Origin of the sequence: Pseudomonas sp. PS01270 (assembly GCF_029959775.1) — a bacterium.
Taxonomy (GTDB): domain Bacteria; phylum Pseudomonadota; class Gammaproteobacteria; order Pseudomonadales; family Pseudomonadaceae; genus Aquipseudomonas; species Aquipseudomonas atacamensis.
In genome coordinates this window covers 1-16,389 of sequence record NZ_JASCPT010000119.1, presented here as the reverse complement: position 1 = coordinate 16,389, position 16,389 = coordinate 1, and the positions used below count along the sequence as shown (strand labels likewise).

The window sequence follows — 16,389 nt, the reverse complement described above, 5'->3', positions numbered from 1 at the left end:
CGAGCAGGCTCGCTCCCACCTTTGTAAAGCGTTCCCATGTGGGAGCGAGACTGCTCGCGAAGAGGGCGGTCCTGTCAATCAAGATGCGTCTGACTGCCCCCAAGCGCCAGATTCACCGCCAACCACCCATTCACCGCCGCTTCCCCAGCCTCGGCAAACACCCGCTCAAGCAATTTCACCTGCTCACGGCGCAACGCCTGCTCGAACTTCGCGCCTTCCGCCGTCAGCTCAAGCAGGCGCTTACGCTTGTCCGTCTGTGAAGCGACGCTGTCGACCAGATGCATTTCCTGCAACTGGCGCAGGGGCATGTTCAACGCTTGTTTGCTTACGCCCAGCAGGGCCAGCAACTCTTTCACACTCAGGTTCGGATAGCGCGCGATGAAAAACACGATGCGCTGATGTACCCGCGAGAGTCCGCGGCGCTCGAGCATTTCATCCGCCTTGGCCGTGAACGCCTGATAGCCGAAGAAGAACGCTTCCATGGCCTGTTGCTGAGTTGCGGGGTTTTTAAGGTCAAGCATGTTGACGTACTCGCTCAAGCTGTCGTAGTTTCAGTCAACCAGTTTGACTCATTTTTTACCTGCCTCGCTACGGTGATCCCCATGGCTTTTTCCGAACGTGTCTCGCGCCTGAAAAGTTCTTTGATCCGAGAAATCCTCGCCGCCGCCCAGCGTCCAGAGGTGATGTCGTTTGCCGGCGGCCTGCCCGCTGAGGCGATGTTGCCGAAGGTGGAATGGGCCGAGATGCCGCTGTCGCTGGGGCAGTACGGCATGAGCGAAGGCGAGCCGGCCTTGCGCGAGGCGCTGGCGGCAGAGGCGAGGGCGCTGGGCCTTGAATGCGAGGCGAGTCAGGTGCTGGTGGTCAGCGGCTCGCAGCAAACCCTGGATCTGGCGGCCAAGCTGTACATCGACAAGGGCACGGAGATTCTGTTGGAGGCGCCGACTTATCTGGCCGCGCTGCAAATCTTCCAACTGTTTGGCGCCGATTGCCTGACCGTGGCGCAGGAAGCCGACGGCCCAAATCTGGCGCAATTGCGTAATCGTTTAGAGCAGCATCGCCCGGCGTTTATCTACCTGATCCCGACGTTTCAGAATCCTTCCGCCGTGCGCTACAGCGAGGCCAAGCGCGCCGCAGTCGCGGCATTGCTCGATGAATTTGGCGTCACGCTGATTGAAGATGAGCCATACCGCGAACTGACTTTCGATGGTGGCAGCGCGAAGCCGATTGCAGCGCGTCTGAGAAAAGCCAGCTGGATCTACACCGGCACCGTCTCGAAAACCTTGCTCCCGGGTTTGCGTGTCGGTTACTTGATCGCGAGTCCGGATCTGTTCCCGCACCTGCTCAAACTCAAGCAATCGGCGGACCTGCACACCAATCGCATCGGCCAGTGGCAGGCGCTGCAATGGATCGGCTCGCAGAAGTATCAACAGCATTTGAGCGAGTTGCGGGATTTCTATCGGCAGCGGCGCGATGCGTTTCAGTTGGCGCTGGAAGAGCATTTTGCCGATCTGGCTGAATGGAACATGCCCCAGGGCGGGCTGTTTTTTTGGCTGACGTTGAAGCAACCGCTGGACACCCGGTCATTGCTCAATGAGGCGTTGGCCAATGATGTGGCATTCATGCCCGGTGAGCCGTTCTTTCCTGAGCCGGACAAGCATCATGGGCATTTGCGCTTGAACTTCAGTCACATCGATCCGTCGCGGCTGGATGAGGGGTTGAAGCGGTTGGCGGCGGTGGTGCGGCGGGCGCAGATGGAAAGGGCGGCCTAGCAAAAACGCCGGCTCAAGGGCCGGCGTTGTCAGTGTGGGCCTCATCGCGAGCAGGCTCGCTCCCACAGGGCGGGATGCGTTTCAAGGGTGGAAGCGAGCCTGCTCGCCAAGGCGGCTAGCGCTCCAACCCATTAACATCAGACCGCCGCAAACCGCTTATCCAGATAATCGATAATCACCTTGGATTCATACATCCAGGTGGTTTGCCCGTTCTCTTCAATACGCAGGCAAGGCACTTTGATCCGGCCACCCTGTTCCAGCAGGGTCTGGCGATCCTGCTCGTTGTTCTTCGCGTCTTTGAGCGTCACCGGCACATTCAGGCGATGCAGGGCGCGGCGGGTTTTCACGCAGAACGGGCAGGCGTGGAATTGATACAGCGTCAGATCTTTCGCGGCAGCGTCGACTTGCGCCTGAGCAGCGGCGGGGCGCTTTTTCTTGCCTGGACGGGTGATGAAGTCAATGAAGATAACCAGTTGGCCGAGGCCGACACGAAGCGCTTTGACGAACACGTTGAAAGCCTCACGGTGCAAATGAAGAAAGGCGCGCAGCTTACCCGATTTTTAACGGGCGAAAAAAACCGGCGATCAACGCCGGTTCTTTTCTGTTGCGAATTACTTGATGAGGCTGAGGAATTCGCTACGGGTTGCCGCGTTTTCACGGAATTCACCAAGCATCACCGACGTGATCATCGACGAATTCTGCTTTTCGACGCCGCGCATCATCATGCACATGTGCTTGGCTTCGATCACCACGGCCACGCCCAGCGCGCCGGTGACTTGCTGTACCGCATCGGCGATCTGGCGGCTGAGGTTTTCCTGAATCTGCAGGCGGCGGGCGTACATATCGACGATCCGCGCGACCTTCGACAGGCCCAGCACTTTGCCGCTCGGGATATAGGCGACATGCGCCTTGCCGATGAACGGCAGCAGGTGGTGTTCGCACAACGAATACAGCTCGATGTCCTTGACCAGCACCATTTCGCTGTTGTCGGAGCTGAACAGGGCACCGTTGGTGACCTCTTCGAGCGTCTGTGCATAACCGCGGCAGAGGTACTGCATGGCTTTGGCGGCACGCTTTGGCGTGTCGAGCAGGCCCTCGCGGGACACGTCCTCGCCCAATTGGCCGAGAATCGCGGTGTAATTCTGTTCCAGGGACATGAAACTACCTGTGGGGATTTTCGCAAAGGGCAAGGGTACGGTGGCGGACACAACCCTGCAAGTTCGGTGTGACGGCTTTATTCGTCGCGGCCTTCCATCATCGTCCGTTTCAGCATCACATAAACCGCGCCGGCACCGCCGTGGCGGGCCTGGCAGGAGCAAAAGCCGAGGACTTGGGCGTGCTGGCGCAGCCAGGTGTTGACGTGGCTTTTGATCATCGGGCGCTTGCCATCCAGGCGCACAGCCTTGCCGTGCGTCACGCGCACGCAGCGGATTTCGAATTTGGTCGCTTCGGCAAGAAATGCCCAAAGTGTTTCCCGAGCCTTTTCCACGCTCATGCCGTGCAGGTCGAGACTGCCTTCGAACGGGATCTGCCCGACCTTGAGCTTGCGCATCTGGCTTTCCTGCACGCCGTCGCGGGACCACATCAGCTCGTCTTCCGGGCCGACGTCGATCACGAACTGGTCGGACAAGCCGTCAATGATGGTGGTGTCGCTGCGCACGGTGGCGGACTGACGCAGCTTGGCGATCTGCGCGCGGTCAGCCTTGGGTTTGCCGGTGTCGGCGCGGTCGTGCTTGATCGGCTTGACGCCCTGGATCGCACTTTTGAACAGAGAAAAATCGTCGTCTTGCATGTCAGCCTCCGCGAAGGGCGGCCAGTTTACCCAAGTCGACAGAAAACGGCCCGGCAAAAAGCCAGGCCGTTGGGTCAGTCGTGTTTTTTCATCAGATGCGGGGACATGTTCAGTTCCCGCGATTGCCGTGCGCGACGGCGGCAGCGACGCCACAGGGCAACGCCGAAATACAGAAACAGCAAGCCGACGGCGAGCATGATTGCCGAGCCCAGCGGCGACGCGTTCAGGTCACCCAGCGCCGGCGGGCGGCCGAGCAGGCTGGCGGCGCCGGCCATCGCCAGCAGCACGCCGAACGTCGCCAGAATGGCCGAGATCGCCGCGCCAAATCGAAAACGCCAGTTGCTTTGGCCTTTGGGCCGCAAACGGCGTGCGTCAAATCCATCGGATAACTTCATTCCGACCTTCCTCAATGGTATCGGCCCTTCGACCGGGAGTTGACCGGGTTGTTCCTGAGGCTATGGCATTTGCGGCAAATCAGCGGATATAGCGGATGAGCGGCGCCGTGCACCGCTCACAAGGGCAGGATCAGATCAGGTCCTGAGTCTTGGCCAGCGTGGCGAAGTTGTCAGCCATGATCGCCATTTCCGCTTCCTGCACGCGTTCGGCGCTGAGAACGCCGCCCTTGAACGGCAGATCGCGGGTCGCGCAGGCGTCTTCGACCAGGGTGCAGCGGAAACCGAGGTTCTTTGCCGCGCGCACGGTGGTGCTGACGCTGGAGTGACTCATGAATCCGCAAACGATCAGGTCCAGCGAGCCGATGTTCTGCAGACGCTCGAGCAGCTCAGTGCCATGGAAAGCGCTCGGCAGCAGTTTGCCGATAATGGTTTCATCACCCTGTGGTTCCAGACCAGGGATGAACTCGCCACGTTCGCCCTGCGGGTCGAACAGGCCACCAACGGTGCCGAGATGACGCACGTGCACGATCGGCCGACCGGCGGCACGGGCTGCGGCAACCACTTGTTTGATGTTCGCGACGGCCGCGTCCATGCCGCTCAGGGCCAGCGGGCCACTGAGGTATTCCTTCTGGGCATCGATGATGACCACGGTGGCATGGCTCAGGGTGGCCGCTGCGTAACCGCGGCCGCTGAGTTGAAACATCGTTTTTGGAACGGACATTCTGGGGCTCCTCGGGGTGGGGCTTTTGCGACATTGTCCTCTGGCTGAGCGGTTCTGTGAATCGCTACCATCGTAGGCGCCGTCGTTCTTGGCCTGCAGCCTTGTCAAGTTACACGTTCCGTTCAATGCCTGATGCAAAAAAAAGAAATCTCCTACCGTTGCCGCACGGTTTTTCCTGCGTCGTCGTGGCGCGTTTTGGCTGCTAGAATCGCCAGTCGTTTTTTCTGGAGTTCTACGCCGTGATCACTTCCCGACTTCGTACCCTGCGCGACCACATCCGTTGGGCCGTCAGCCGCTTCCATGGGGAGGATCTGTTTTTCGGTCATGGCACCGACAACGCCTGGGACGAGGCGCGTCAGCTGGTGCTGGGCGCTTTGCACCTGCCTTGGGAAATCGCCGACAGCTATCTTGATTGCGCGCTGGAAGATGACGAACTGGTCAATCTGCAGCGCTTGCTCAAGCGCCGCATCGAAGATCGCGTTCCCACCGCCTACCTGCTCGGCGAGGCGTGGTTCTGCGGCATGTCGTTCATCGTCGACCCGCGCGTGCTGATCCCGCGTTCGCCGATTGGTGAGCTGATCGAAAACCGCTTTGCGCCGTGGATCGGCAGCGAGCCGGCGCGAATTCTCGACCTGTGCACGGGTTCCGGCTGCATCGGCATTGCCTGTGCTTACGAGTTTCAGAATGCCGAGGTAGTGCTCGCGGACCTGTCGTTCGAGGCGCTGGAAGTAGCCAACCAGAACATCGAACGCCATGGCGTCGATGAGCGCGTCTACACCGTGCAGGGTGATGGCTTCGATGGTTTGCCGGGTCAGCGTTTCGATCTGATCGTGTCGAACCCGCCCTACGTCGACGCGGAAGATTTCGCCGACATGCCGGACGAATATCAGCACGAGCCGGAACTGGGCCTGGCCTGCGGTGATGATGGTCTGAATCTGGTCCGGCGCATGCTCGCCGAAGCGGCGGATCACCTGACCGAGAAAGGTTTACTGATTGTCGAGGTGGGCAACAGCCAGGTGCACGTCGAGGCGTTGTACCCGGAAGTCGATTTCGCCTGGCTGGAGTTCCAGCGCGGCGGGCATGGCGTGTTCATGCTGACAGCCGAGCAGTGCCGCGCGCATCAGGCCCTGTTCGCGTCCCGCGTCTAAGGTTGTGACAGATCGTTCCCACGCAGAGCATGGGAACGATCAGTACGCACCCAAGCCATCAGCGGTGCGTAGCAATCCAGATCAACAACCCCGCCTGAAACACCGCAAACGCCACCAGACACGTAATGGTGAAGCGCAACCCGGCGTCTTCACGCTTGAACTTGCTGACTTTCTCTTCCTGCTTCTTCAGTTTCACTTCCTGCTCAGCGAGATTCTGTTCGGCCTGCTGCAGCATCTGCGCGGCTTCAAGAATCTCGACGATCTGCAGTTTTTCGCTGTTCCAGTCACCCAGTAGATCACCGACCTGAACCGCCTTGATGCTGCCTTTCAAATGCTGGGCGTCGGCGTAAACCACATCGAAACCGTGCACGCGCAGGAAATGGTCGCGACGCAAGCGAGTGTCTTCGTTTAGCGCGTCCTTGTTGTTCAGGTCCATGCCTTCGACGGTGTAGCCGGGCCAGCGCTTTTTCGCCCAATTGATGCCTTGCGCGGCCATGAAACGACCAATGCCGCGATTCAGCGGTTCGACCTGCAAGCCACTGTCGGGACCGAAACTCACACGTTTGCTCGCGTGGTCGACCCACACATCAAGATGATTTTGTTCTTTGCGCACACGCTGGTTGGGCAGCTTGATCGCCATGCGCATCAGGCTGCGCTCTTTGCTGTTGCGCTCGGCGTAACCGAATTCGACAAAGCGCAACGGCCGGCCACCGGTGTTGCGGTCGGTCTGCAGCGGCGCCAGGCGGAGCATCTTGTGGTGCTCGGCCTGAACATCCGCCCACGGCAGTTCGACCGCTGGCGGTGCGTCTTTTTCAGCGCTGGTGTCGGGTGAAGTCTGGGTTTCAGTCATAACGGCGAGATCCTGTCCAAGCCCTGCTTGCCGCCAGACGTTGCGCTGGCGACAAAGGCTTATCGGCCGTTTTCTGTGAGGCTGGAGGGTAAAACGCAGTTAACTTGCACGAATTCCGTCAATAAATTCGATGACGGCAGCGCCGAGTTCGGCGGCCAGGGGCAAATTCGGGTCTTTGTAGGAGGCCAATTGCCGCTTCATATCGTTATGGACGATGCGCAGCACATGATTCATGCCTTCGATCACCGTCAGTTGCGCGTCCGGTTTCGCCGCCTTGAGCAGCTTCGCGTCTTCGGTGCCGACCTGAATGTCGTTGCTGCCCTGAACGATCAGTGCCGGCATTTTCAGCTGGGCAAAGGCTTGCGCCGGGTCCTGACGGAACAGCGAAATCAGGTACGGCTGCACGCTCGGGCGAAAGATCACCTGCAACGGTTGCGGCACGTTGTCATCGGTGTGGCCGGCCTTGAGGCTGTCGAGCAGTTCGTTGCTGCGCAGCATCAGTGGCGGCGGCAGGCTGCGCGCCAACTGTTCGCGGATTACCTGATCGACCGGGCGCGCGCTGCCGGACAGCGAGATCACCGCCGCTGAGTCCAGTTTCGGCGCGGCGAGGCTGGCAATCAGCGCGCCTTCGCTGTGGCCGAGCAGAATCAGTTTGCCGAAACGCGGATCGGCCTTGAGCTTCTGCCCCCACGCCACGGCGTCCGCCGCGTAGCCTTCTACAGACAAATCACGTTCATCAGGAGCGGCCGCCAGGCTCGCGGCGACGCCGCGCTTGTCATAGCGCACGCTGGCGATGTTGTGTTTGGCCAGCACCCAGGCCAAGCGCTTGAGGCTGTCATTGCGCCCGCCGTCGGGGTTGTTTCCGTCGCGATCTGTAGGACCCGAGCCAGAAATCATCAGAACAATCGGCACCGGGCTGTCGGACTTGGGCAGCAACAGCGAACCGAAAAGTTCGCCGCTGCCGGTGTCCAGAGTGACCGGGCGCTGTAGGACTGTCGCTTGGGCAAAGCCGGTAAAGAGGGTAAGACTCAAGATCAGAACTCGCAGCATCATCACGCCATCATTGGTCAAGGTGCCGGTTGGACTCGCCAGCACCACTAAGGTTCGAGGATGAACTACTCGGTTAGCCTGCGTATACTGGCGCGCATCAAGAATTCGGGTTTGATTTCACGGAGCGTCCTGCATGTCCGGCAATACCTACGGCAAGTTGTTCACTGTCACCACCGCTGGCGAAAGCCATGGTCCGGCGTTGGTCGCCATTGTCGACGGCTGCCCGCCGGGTCTGGAGATTTCCCTGGAAGATCTGCAGCGCGACCTCGATCGCCGCAAGCCTGGCACCAGCCGCCACACCACCCAGCGCCAGGAAGCCGATGAAGTCGAAATCCTCTCCGGCGTGTTCGAGGGCCGCACCACCGGTTGCTCGATCGGCCTGCTGATTCGCAATACCGACCAGAAGTCCAAGGACTACTCGGCGATCAAGGACCTGTTCCGCCCGGCACACGCCGATTACACCTATCACCACAAATACGGCGAGCGCGATTATCGCGGCGGTGGCCGCAGTTCGGCGCGGGAAACCGCCATGCGCGTAGCGGCCGGTGCGATCGCCAAGAAGTATCTGGCCAGTCAGGGCATCGTCATCCGCGGCTACATGAGCCAGCTCGGCCCGATCGAAATTCCGTTCAAGACCTGGGATTCGGTCGAAGAAAACGCCTTTTTCAGCCCTGACCCGGACAAGGTCCCGGAGCTGGAAGCCTACATGGACCAGTTGCGCCGCGATCAGGACTCGGTCGGGGCGAAGATCACCGTGGTCGCCGAAGGCATGATGCCGGGCCTTGGCGAGCCGATTTTCGATCGCCTCGACGCCGAACTGGCCCACGCGCTGATGAGCATCAACGCAGTCAAAGGCGTGGAGATCGGCGCCGGTTTCGCCTGTGTCGCCCAGCGCGGCACCGAACACCGCGATGAACTGACGCCGGAGGGTTTTCTCAGCAACAACGCCGGCGGCATCCTCGGTGGCATCTCGTCCGGCCAGCCAATCGTTGCGCATCTGGCATTGAAACCGACCTCGAGCATCACCACCCCGGGCCGCTCGATCGACGTGAATGGCAACCCGGTCGACGTGATCACCAAGGGTCGTCACGACCCTTGCGTCGGTATCCGCGCGACGCCGATCGCCGAAGCGATGATGGCCATCGTGCTGATGGATCACCTGCTGCGCCACCGTGGGCAGAACGCCGATGTGCGCGTGAGCACGCCGGTGCTGGGCCAGCTCTGATGGCTGCGCTCAAAGCCGTCGCGGCATAACCGGCGTGGCGGCGCTTCCTTACTGGCGGCTGTCCAGTTTCTATCTGTTCTATTTCGCCTTGCTCGGTTCGACAGCGCCGTTTCTGGCGCTGTACTTCGATCACCTCGGCTTCAGCGCCGCGCGCATCGGCGAGCTGGTGGCGATTCCGATGCTGATGCGCTGTGTGGCGCCGAACATCTGGGGCTGGCTCGGCGATTACACCGGCAGGCGTCTGGCCATCGTGCGCTTTGGCGCGGTGTGCACGTTGCTGACCTTTTCGCTGATCTTCGTCAGTCAGACCTACGCCTGGCTGGCGATGGTCATGGCCTTGCATGCATTCTTCTGGCACGCGGTGCTGCCGCAGTTCGAAGTCATCACCCTCGCGCATCTGCAGGGGCAAACGTCGCGCTACAGCCAGATTCGCCTGTGGGGCTCGATCGGTTTCATCATCACTGTGGTAGTGCTGGGGCGGCTGTTCGAATGGCTGAGCCTGGATATCTACCCGGCGGCGCTGGTGCTGATCATGGCCGGTATCGTCCTGAGTAGCCTGTGGGTGCCGAATGCACAGCCGGCGCAAGGCAATCGGCCGGCGGGCGAGGGCTTTCTCAAGCAATTGCGCCATCCCGGCGTACTGGCGTTTTATGCTTGCGTCGCGCTGATGCAGGTGAGCCACGGGCCGTATTACACCTTTCTGACTCTGCACCTTGAACGCCTCGGTTACAGCCGTGGCGTCATCGGCATGCTCTGGGCCGTGGGGGTGGTGGCGGAAGTGCTGATGTTCATGGCCATGAGTCGCATTCTGGCGCGCTTTTCCCTGCGCCGGGTGCTGCTGGCGAGTTTCCTGCTGGCGGCGTTGCGCTGGGTGCTGCTCGGTTCGTTTGCGGAGTTTCTCTGGGTGCTGTTGTTCGCCCAAGTGCTGCACGCAGCGACTTTCGGCAGCTTTCATGCGGCTGCCATCGCTTTCGTGCAACGTAGTTTCGGCGCCCGCCAGCAAGGCCAGGGCCAGGCGCTGTATGCGGCACTGGCCGGCACCGGCGGGGCGCTCGGTGCGCTGTATTCCGGTTACAGCTGGAATGCCCTTGGCGCGACATTGACCTTTAGTATTGCCAGTCTCGCAGCGCTTGCCGCTGCCGTTATCATTGCCACATGTATGCAAGAGGACAGGCCATGAGCCTTAGCCGTGAACAGCTCGCCCAGCAGATCGTTGACGCCGGGCGTTTTCTATATGGCCGTGGCTGGTCGCCAGCCACCAGCAGCAACTATTCGACACGCCTGTCGCCGAGCGAAGCGCTGTTGACCGTATCGGGCAAGCACAAGGGCCAGTTGGGTGTGGATGACGTGCTCGCTACCGATCTGTCCGGCAATAGCCTGGAACCAGGCAAGAAACCCTCCGCCGAAACCTTGCTGCACACCCAGCTCTACAGTTGGCGCGCGGAGATCGGCGCGGTGCTGCACACCCATTCGGTAAATGCCACGGTGCTGTCGCGTCTGACCCCGGAAGATTTCATCGAGTTCGAAGACTACGAATTGCAGAAAGCCTTCAGCGGCATTTCCACCCATGAATCACGGGTGCGTGTGCCGATTTTTGACAACGATCAGGACATTGCGCGCCTCGCCGCCAAGGTGCAGCCTTGGCTCGACGCCCATCCCGATTGCGTCGGTTATCTGATTCGCGGCCATGGCCTCTACACCTGGGGCGCGCAGATGAGCGACGCGCTGCGGCAGATCGAGGCTTTTGAATTCCTGTTTGAATGCGAGTTGAAAACCCGCAGCGTCATGAACCGCCAAGGCTGAGTTCACCAGAAACAGCCCGTTTGCCTGATGCCATGCGGCGCCCGACCGGTCTTCAAGAGCCGGACGGCGCCGCCGCTACCGAGGAATTGCCCATGAGCAGCCTGTCCGTTTATCACGTTTCCAGCCCTGAGATTCCCAACAAGGTGCTGACCCATTTCGAAGACATCGCCTCGACGCTGGCCGAGCAGGGCGTGCGTTTCGACCGCTGGCAGGCCGCCGCGAAGATCCAGCCCGGCGCCAGTCAGGAAGAGGTCATCAGCGCTTATAAAGAGCAGATCGACAAACTGATGACCGAGCGCGGTTACATCACGGTCGATGTGATCAGCCTCAACAGCGACCATCCGCAAAAAGCCGAACTGCGCGCCAAGTTCCTCGAAGAGCACCGTCACGGCGAAGACGAAGTGCGATTTTTCGTCGCCGGTCGTGGCTTGTTTACCCTGCACATCGACGATTACGTCTATGCCGTGCTCTGTGAAAAGAACGACCTGATCTCGGTTCCGGCCGGCACCAAGCACTGGTTCGACATGGGCGAACATCCGCACTTCGTGGCGATCCGTCTGTTCAACAACCCGGAAGGCTGGGTTGCCAATTTCACCGGCGAAGACATCGCCGGTCGCTTCCCGCGTCTGGAGGACTGAAACCGTGTCGATCAAAGCCATCCTCACCGACATTGAAGGCACCACCAGCGCGGTGAGTTTCGTCTTCGACGTGCTGTTTCCCTACGCCGCCAAACATTTGCCCGACTTTGTGCGGCAGAACGCTTCGCGTGCTGATGTCGCCGAACAGCTCGACGCCGTGCGCCGAGACAGCAATGAGCCGCTGGCTGACGTTGAACGGGTTGTTGAAATCCTCTTGAGCTGGATCGCCGAAGACCGCAAAGCCACGCCGCTCAAGGCATTGCAGGGCATGGTCTGGGCGCAGGGCTATCAGGCAGGGCAGCTGAAAGGGCATGTTTATCCGGATGCCGTTGAAGCGCTGCAACGTTGGCATGCGGCGGGTTATCAACTGTTTGTTTATTCGTCCGGTTCAATCCAGGCGCAGAAACTGATTTTCGGCTGCTCGGAGGCGGGGGATCTGACGCCGCTGTTCAGCGGCTATTTCGACACCACATCGGGGCCGAAGCGTGAGGCGCAGTCTTATCGCCATATTCAGCAGGCAATTGGGGTAGATGCGGGGGAGATCCTGTTTCTCTCGGACATCGTCGAAGAGCTCGATGCTGCGCAGTCGGCTGGCCTGAAAACCTGCGGCCTGGCGCGTGAAGGGGGGGAGCTGGGAAGCCACATTACCGTCGACATCTTCACCGGAATTGAACCCGAAGCTTTCTGATCCACACGAATCAAATGTGGGAGCGAGCTTGCTCGCGAAGGCGCAATATCAGATAAAAATTTAGCCCTGACACACCGCTTTCGCGAGCAAGCTCGCTCCCACAGGGTTCTGCATCAACACAAAAAAACAGGCCGTGAAGCGAAAGCTCCACGGCCTGTTTTGTTTATAGCGCTTTAAAAATTACAGCGAGTGATACGTCGGCAGAGCAAAACGCTGCTGGCTCTGCAGCATTGCAATTTGCGGCAGCTCGCTGGCTTGTTCGGCCAGGTCGCGGCGGATCGCGCTGATCGCCCACGACAGTTGGTCACCGGCATGCAGTTGCTGATACGAGAGGGCGCGTTTGAAGACTTTGCCGTCGCTGCTACGCAGAGTGAGCAGGATGCCACCGTCAGGACGTGGGGCAGTGCTGACTTCGTAGTTGGAGAACAGCGATGTAAATTTTTCTTGAATCAGGCTCATGTCATCAGCTCCGTATGTACTTGAATGGCAAGCATGCGGAGGTAGTTGCAGCGTTTGTGCCAGTATTGGTGCGAATAAAATCCTTTTAAAATCAATAAGTTGAAGGCGTTGCATTTTGCAGGCGTCGTGCAATCTGCATGAATGGCCATCGTGCATCCTGCATTTTGCGTGATTTTTCTCCGTACAACGGAACCAAACGTCCGTACCAGAATCCGCTCTTCCCAGGAGGCGCGACGGGATACAAATCATTGCAAAAACCGCGTGTACAGCCCCGCGAGCACTGACGTACTTTCCTTCTCGACCCACAGCGTAAACGCGTCGGTCGCAGTCATTACCCGATAACAAGAACAGCGGTCTGCACGTCAAGATCGAACGGGGAGCTTTCATGCGTCACGCACCAAGCGACACGATTACCTGGGGCATGATGCTCCGCAAACTGCCGATGATCGCCAAGGCCATCCCCCGCGTGGTCAAAGGCATGAAAGTGGCCAATGTCACGGATCCGACCCAAACGTGTGGTCTGGGCTGGACGTTCGAGCAGGCGACGCGGCGCAATCCCGATGGTGTGGCGTTGTTGCAGGGCGACGTGGCGTTGACCTACACGCAGGTCAACCAGTGGGCCAATCGCATTGCGCATTACCTGAGCGAGCAAGGCATCGGCAAGGGCGATGTGGTCGCGGTGTTCATCGAGAACCGTGCGGAATTACTGGTGACAATCCTGGCGCTGGCCAAGCTCGGCGCGGTGAGTGCGCTGCTCAATACCTCGTTGATGCGCGACACGCTTGTTCACAGCATCAATCTGGTCGCGCCGGTGGCTATTGTGGTTGGCGAAGAACTGACCGCTGCCTATGCCGGCGTGCGTGATCAGGTTGCGATCGCAGCGCCGCGCACCTGGTTCGTCGCCGATCAGGACACCTACAGCCATCCGGGCATCGCGCCTGAGGGCTACGTCAATCTGATCAGCGCCAGTGCTGACGCCAGCAGCGATAACCCGCCGAGCAGTGCGCAAGTATTCTTCGACGATCCGTGTTTCTACATCTACACCTCCGGTACCACCGGCCTGCCCAAGGCCGGGGTGTTCAAGCATGGACGCTGGATGCGCAGTTCGGCGAGCTTCGGCATGATCGCCCTCGATATGCGCCCGGATGACATCGTCTACTGCACCTTGCCGCTGTATCACGCCACGGGCCTGTGCGTGTGCTGGGGATCGGCGATCAATGGCGCCTCGGGTTTCGCCATCCGCCGCAAGTTCAGCGCCAGCCAGTTCTGGGGTGACGTGCGCCGCTATCGCGCAACCACCATCGGCTATGTCGGTGAGCTGTGTCGCTACCTGGTCGAGCAACCGGTCAGCGCCGATGACAGCCGCCACGACGTGCGCAAGATGATCGGCAATGGTTTGCGTCCTGGTGCCTGGGCCGAGTTCAAGACGCGTTTTGCCGTCGAGCACATCTGTGAGCTGTACGCGGCGAGCGACGGCAACATCGGTTTCACCAACATCCTCAATTTCGACAACACCGTCGGGTTTTCGCTGATGGCTTGGGAACTGGTCGCTTACGACCATGACAGTGGCGAGCCGTTGCGCGGCGCAGATGGTTTCATGCGCAAGGTCGGCAAGGGCGAGCAGGGCCTGCTGCTGGCGCGGATCGACGACAAGGCACCGCTGGACGGTTACACCGACCCGCAGAAAACCGCGCGCGTCGTCCTCCACGATGTGTTCAACAAGGGCGATCGCTTTTTCAATACCGGCGACCTGCTGCGCAATATCGGTTTCGGCCATGCGCAATTTGTTGATCGCCTCGGCGATACCTATCGCTGGAAGGGTGAAAACGTGTCGACCACCGAAGTCGAAAACCTGTTGCTGCAACATCCGCTGATCGCTGAAGCGGTGGCCTACGGTGTGGAAATTCCCAACACCAATGGGCGTGCGGGGATGGCTGCAATTACTCCCGCCGAATCCTTGGCCACGCTGGATTTCGCTGAACTGCTGAGTTTCGCCCGGCAACGTATGCCGGCTTATGCCGTGCCGTTGTTCTTGCGGGTGAAAGTGAAAATGGAAACCACCGGGACCTTCAAATACCAGAAAACTCGCCTGAAAACGGAAGGCTTTGACCCCGGGCTCACCGGCGATGACCCGATCTTCGCCTGGCTGCCGGGCAGCGAAACCTATGTGCATGTCAGTGAGCAAATCCTCGCTGAAATTCAACAGGGCAAACATCGATATTGAGTGTGGCTATCGGGACGCTCGGAAAAAACCGAGTGACAGCCACCGTCGCGCTCGGGAAACTGTCGGCTTTCCGATAGACCGAAATGGAGTGCCCCATGTCCGACCAAAGCCGCCAGATGACCCCTGAAGAAGCTGCCGAATTCACCGAGCAGGTTTTCAACAAGGCGCGCGACGGTGATGCCGAGATGCTTGATCGCCTGGTCAGCGCCGGGCTGCCGGTGAACCTGAAAAACAGCAAGGGCGACACCTTGTTGATGCTCGCCAGCTATTACGGCCATGTTGATGCGGTGAAGGTTCTGCTTAAACACAAAGCCGATCCGGAAATGCGCAATGGCAACGGCCAGAGCCCGATTGCCGGCGCTGCGTTCAAGGGCGATCTGGCGGTGGTCAAGGCGCTGGTCGAGGCGGGCGCCGAGATTGAAGGTTCTTCCTTCGACGGCCGTACCGCGTTGATGATGGCGGCAATGTTCAACCGCGTTGAAATCGTCGACTACCTGATTGGCCAGGGCGCTGACCCGAAAGCCAAGGACGCCAATGGCGTGACCGCGCTGGATGCGGCGCGGACCATGGGCGCGGTCGATACCACCGCGCAGCTGGAAAAGTTGCTGGCGTGAAGTCCACGGACTGTGGCGAAGGGCAGAATGCGCTATCCTTCGCGCCCTGAAAATTCACCTCCGCCACAGGATCCGCCCTCATGAAAGCCGCACTCGCCGAACTCATCAGCAAAATCAGCTCCGGCTGCATGGGCGAGGACGAGATCCTGAAAGTGGCTGACGAAGCCGCCCAGGCCTACGCCGATGCCGATGCTTTTCTGGCCGCCAATCCGGACATCAACTATGACGACACTTTCCCGATACCGTTGGGTGAATGGGTGGTGGTCGGCAGTCTGCCGGAAACTGTGCTGTTCCAGGCCGATACCTATGTCGATCTGTTCGCACAAATCGTTGCTTCGTTTGGCCCCGGTGTGGATTTCAACCTCAAGCCCAAGCAACTGGCCAAGACCGAAGCACTGACCGCACTCAACCGCATCCAGGTGCAGATGAGCAGCCTGAACAAGGAAAACGGCGGTTACACGTTGATGAACTTCAGCCAGTTGCTCGACGATGAGCTGCAAATGGTCCTGGTCTACGGCAACGATGTGCCCCGCGTGCTGGAGTTGTGCGCCGAGGTTGGCATCGCCGCCGCGCCAGCGCTGGAAGCCTTGAAGGTCGCCGTCCACGTCTGAACGCAATAAAAGGGAACCCTGCGCGCGACCGTCTATCCTAAAAGTGCATGCCACTATTCTGGAGCGACACCATGGGTTCCACGTTCAACGGTCTGATTGGCCTGATCATCCTTGCCCTCGACATCTGGGCCATCATCAACGTGCTGAAAAGCGGCGCCTCCACCGGAATGAAAATCGTCTGGGTGTTGCTGATCATCCTCCTGCCGGTGCTGGGCCTGATCATCTGGGCGATTGCCGGACCGCGAGGCAACGTCCGGATCTGAGCTGATTTTCGATCACACGGTCATCCCTGTGGGAGCGAGCCTGCTCGCGAAGACGTTGGGTCAGTCGCCATCACCGGCAACTGATGCTGCGCTTTCGCGAGCAGGCTCGCTCCCACAGTAATTTGCGCTGGTAAAAAAC

Annotated in this window: 20 protein-coding genes; 11 read left to right on the top strand and 9 right to left on the bottom strand. The window is 59.8% G+C overall.

Translation table 11 applies throughout. From position 1 onward, the window contains the following. Positions 1-74 precede the first annotated feature (74 nt). Positions 75-521: a MarR family transcriptional regulator gene (locus QMX86_RS23225; RefSeq protein WP_282384509.1), complete on the bottom strand. Its 447-nt coding sequence runs from the start codon at positions 519-521 to the stop codon at positions 75-77. An 81-nt stretch (positions 522-602) separates the two neighbouring features. Between QMX86_RS23225 and QMX86_RS23220 the strand changes: the two genes are divergently transcribed. Beyond that, positions 603-1,769, top strand: coding sequence for a PLP-dependent aminotransferase family protein (locus QMX86_RS23220; protein ID WP_282384508.1), 1,167 nt, complete (start codon positions 603-605; stop codon positions 1,767-1,769). Between the two features lie 137 nt (positions 1,770-1,906). Here QMX86_RS23220 and QMX86_RS23215 read toward each other — a convergent pair whose 3' ends face one another. The 5 genes from QMX86_RS23215 to QMX86_RS23195 all read right to left on the bottom strand — a co-directional run bounded on the left by QMX86_RS23215 (position 1,907) and on the right by QMX86_RS23195 (position 4,677). Then, positions 1,907-2,278 (bottom strand): glutathione S-transferase N-terminal domain-containing protein, encoded by a 372-nt coding sequence (locus tag QMX86_RS23215; protein WP_110645196.1) that lies wholly within the window; start codon positions 2,276-2,278, stop codon positions 1,907-1,909. 102 nt (positions 2,279-2,380) lie between these two features. Continuing rightward, complete coding sequence (gene folE, locus QMX86_RS23210; protein WP_011062625.1) at positions 2,381-2,926, bottom strand: GTP cyclohydrolase I FolE; 546 nt, start codon at positions 2,924-2,926, stop codon at positions 2,381-2,383. A gap of 77 nt (positions 2,927-3,003) precedes the next feature. Beyond that, positions 3,004-3,561 carry a Smr/MutS family protein gene (locus tag QMX86_RS23205; protein ID WP_016773770.1) on the bottom strand — a complete coding sequence of 186 codons (558 nt, stop codon included), beginning with the start codon at positions 3,559-3,561 and terminating at the stop codon, positions 3,004-3,006. 74 nt (positions 3,562-3,635) lie between these two features. Next, a complete protein-coding gene (locus QMX86_RS23200) occupies positions 3,636-3,956 on the bottom strand; it encodes a hypothetical protein (protein WP_016773771.1) in 321 nt (106 codons plus the stop codon). Positions 3,957-4,086: 130 nt separating this feature from the next. After that, on the bottom strand, positions 4,087-4,677 hold the full coding sequence (locus QMX86_RS23195; RefSeq protein ID WP_282384507.1) for a cysteine hydrolase family protein: 591 nt from the start codon (positions 4,675-4,677) through the stop codon (positions 4,087-4,089). Between the two features lie 239 nt (positions 4,678-4,916). Here QMX86_RS23195 and prmB point away from each other — a divergent pair, with 239 nt between their 5' ends. After that, positions 4,917-5,825 carry a 50S ribosomal protein L3 N(5)-glutamine methyltransferase gene (prmB, locus tag QMX86_RS23190; protein ID WP_122705879.1) on the top strand — a complete coding sequence of 303 codons (909 nt, stop codon included), beginning with the start codon at positions 4,917-4,919 and terminating at the stop codon, positions 5,823-5,825. A gap of 58 nt (positions 5,826-5,883) precedes the next feature. On the opposite strand, the gene QMX86_RS23185 is transcribed toward prmB, so the two are convergent. Then, on the bottom strand, positions 5,884-6,675 hold the full coding sequence (locus QMX86_RS23185) for a hypothetical protein (protein WP_130929257.1): 792 nt from the start codon (positions 6,673-6,675) through the stop codon (positions 5,884-5,886). A 99-nt stretch (positions 6,676-6,774) separates the two neighbouring features. After that, the gene (locus tag QMX86_RS23180) at positions 6,775-7,728 is read right to left on the bottom strand and encodes an alpha/beta fold hydrolase (protein ID WP_073473552.1); all 954 of its coding nucleotides are present in this window, start codon (positions 7,726-7,728) and stop codon (positions 6,775-6,777) included. A gap of 130 nt (positions 7,729-7,858) precedes the next feature. Between QMX86_RS23180 and aroC the strand changes: the two genes are divergently transcribed. The 5 genes from aroC to mtnC all read left to right on the top strand — a co-directional run bounded on the left by aroC (position 7,859) and on the right by mtnC (position 12,079). After that, positions 7,859-8,950: a chorismate synthase gene (gene aroC, locus QMX86_RS23175; protein ID WP_282384506.1), complete on the top strand. Its 1,092-nt coding sequence runs from the start codon at positions 7,859-7,861 to the stop codon at positions 8,948-8,950. A gap of 34 nt (positions 8,951-8,984) precedes the next feature. Beyond that, positions 8,985-10,130, top strand: coding sequence for an MFS transporter (locus QMX86_RS23170; RefSeq protein ID WP_073472596.1), 1,146 nt, complete (start codon positions 8,985-8,987; stop codon positions 10,128-10,130). Continuing rightward, positions 10,127-10,753: a methylthioribulose 1-phosphate dehydratase gene (locus tag QMX86_RS23165; RefSeq protein WP_024012225.1), complete on the top strand. Its 627-nt coding sequence runs from the start codon at positions 10,127-10,129 to the stop codon at positions 10,751-10,753. Before QMX86_RS23170 ends, QMX86_RS23165 begins: the two co-directional genes overlap by 4 nt. Before the next feature lie 92 nt (positions 10,754-10,845). Further along, complete coding sequence (locus tag QMX86_RS23160; RefSeq protein ID WP_038861971.1) at positions 10,846-11,391, top strand: acireductone dioxygenase; 546 nt, start codon at positions 10,846-10,848, stop codon at positions 11,389-11,391. A gap of 4 nt (positions 11,392-11,395) precedes the next feature. Further along, the gene (gene mtnC, locus QMX86_RS23155; protein ID WP_122705885.1) at positions 11,396-12,079 is read left to right on the top strand and encodes an acireductone synthase; all 684 of its coding nucleotides are present in this window, start codon (positions 11,396-11,398) and stop codon (positions 12,077-12,079) included. A gap of 180 nt (positions 12,080-12,259) precedes the next feature. On the opposite strand, the gene QMX86_RS23150 is transcribed toward mtnC, so the two are convergent. After that, positions 12,260-12,538, bottom strand: a complete 279-nt coding sequence (locus QMX86_RS23150) for a DUF3509 domain-containing protein (protein ID WP_016773780.1) — start codon at positions 12,536-12,538, stop codon at positions 12,260-12,262. 385 nt (positions 12,539-12,923) lie between these two features. Here QMX86_RS23150 and QMX86_RS23145 point away from each other — a divergent pair, with 385 nt between their 5' ends. The 4 genes from QMX86_RS23145 (at position 12,924) to QMX86_RS23130 (ending at position 16,250) form a co-directional block, all read left to right on the top strand. Further along, positions 12,924-14,762: a long-chain-acyl-CoA synthetase gene (locus QMX86_RS23145; protein ID WP_282384504.1), complete on the top strand. Its 1,839-nt coding sequence runs from the start codon at positions 12,924-12,926 to the stop codon at positions 14,760-14,762. Positions 14,763-14,857: 95 nt separating this feature from the next. Continuing rightward, positions 14,858-15,376, top strand: a complete 519-nt coding sequence (locus tag QMX86_RS23140) for an ankyrin repeat domain-containing protein (RefSeq protein WP_016773782.1) — start codon at positions 14,858-14,860, stop codon at positions 15,374-15,376. Positions 15,377-15,456: 80 nt separating this feature from the next. Beyond that, complete coding sequence (locus QMX86_RS23135; protein WP_110645136.1) at positions 15,457-15,987, top strand: hypothetical protein; 531 nt, start codon at positions 15,457-15,459, stop codon at positions 15,985-15,987. Between the two features lie 71 nt (positions 15,988-16,058). Beyond that, positions 16,059-16,250 carry a PLDc N-terminal domain-containing protein gene (locus tag QMX86_RS23130; protein WP_016773784.1) on the top strand — a complete coding sequence of 64 codons (192 nt, stop codon included), beginning with the start codon at positions 16,059-16,061 and terminating at the stop codon, positions 16,248-16,250. Positions 16,251-16,389 lie beyond the last annotated feature (139 nt).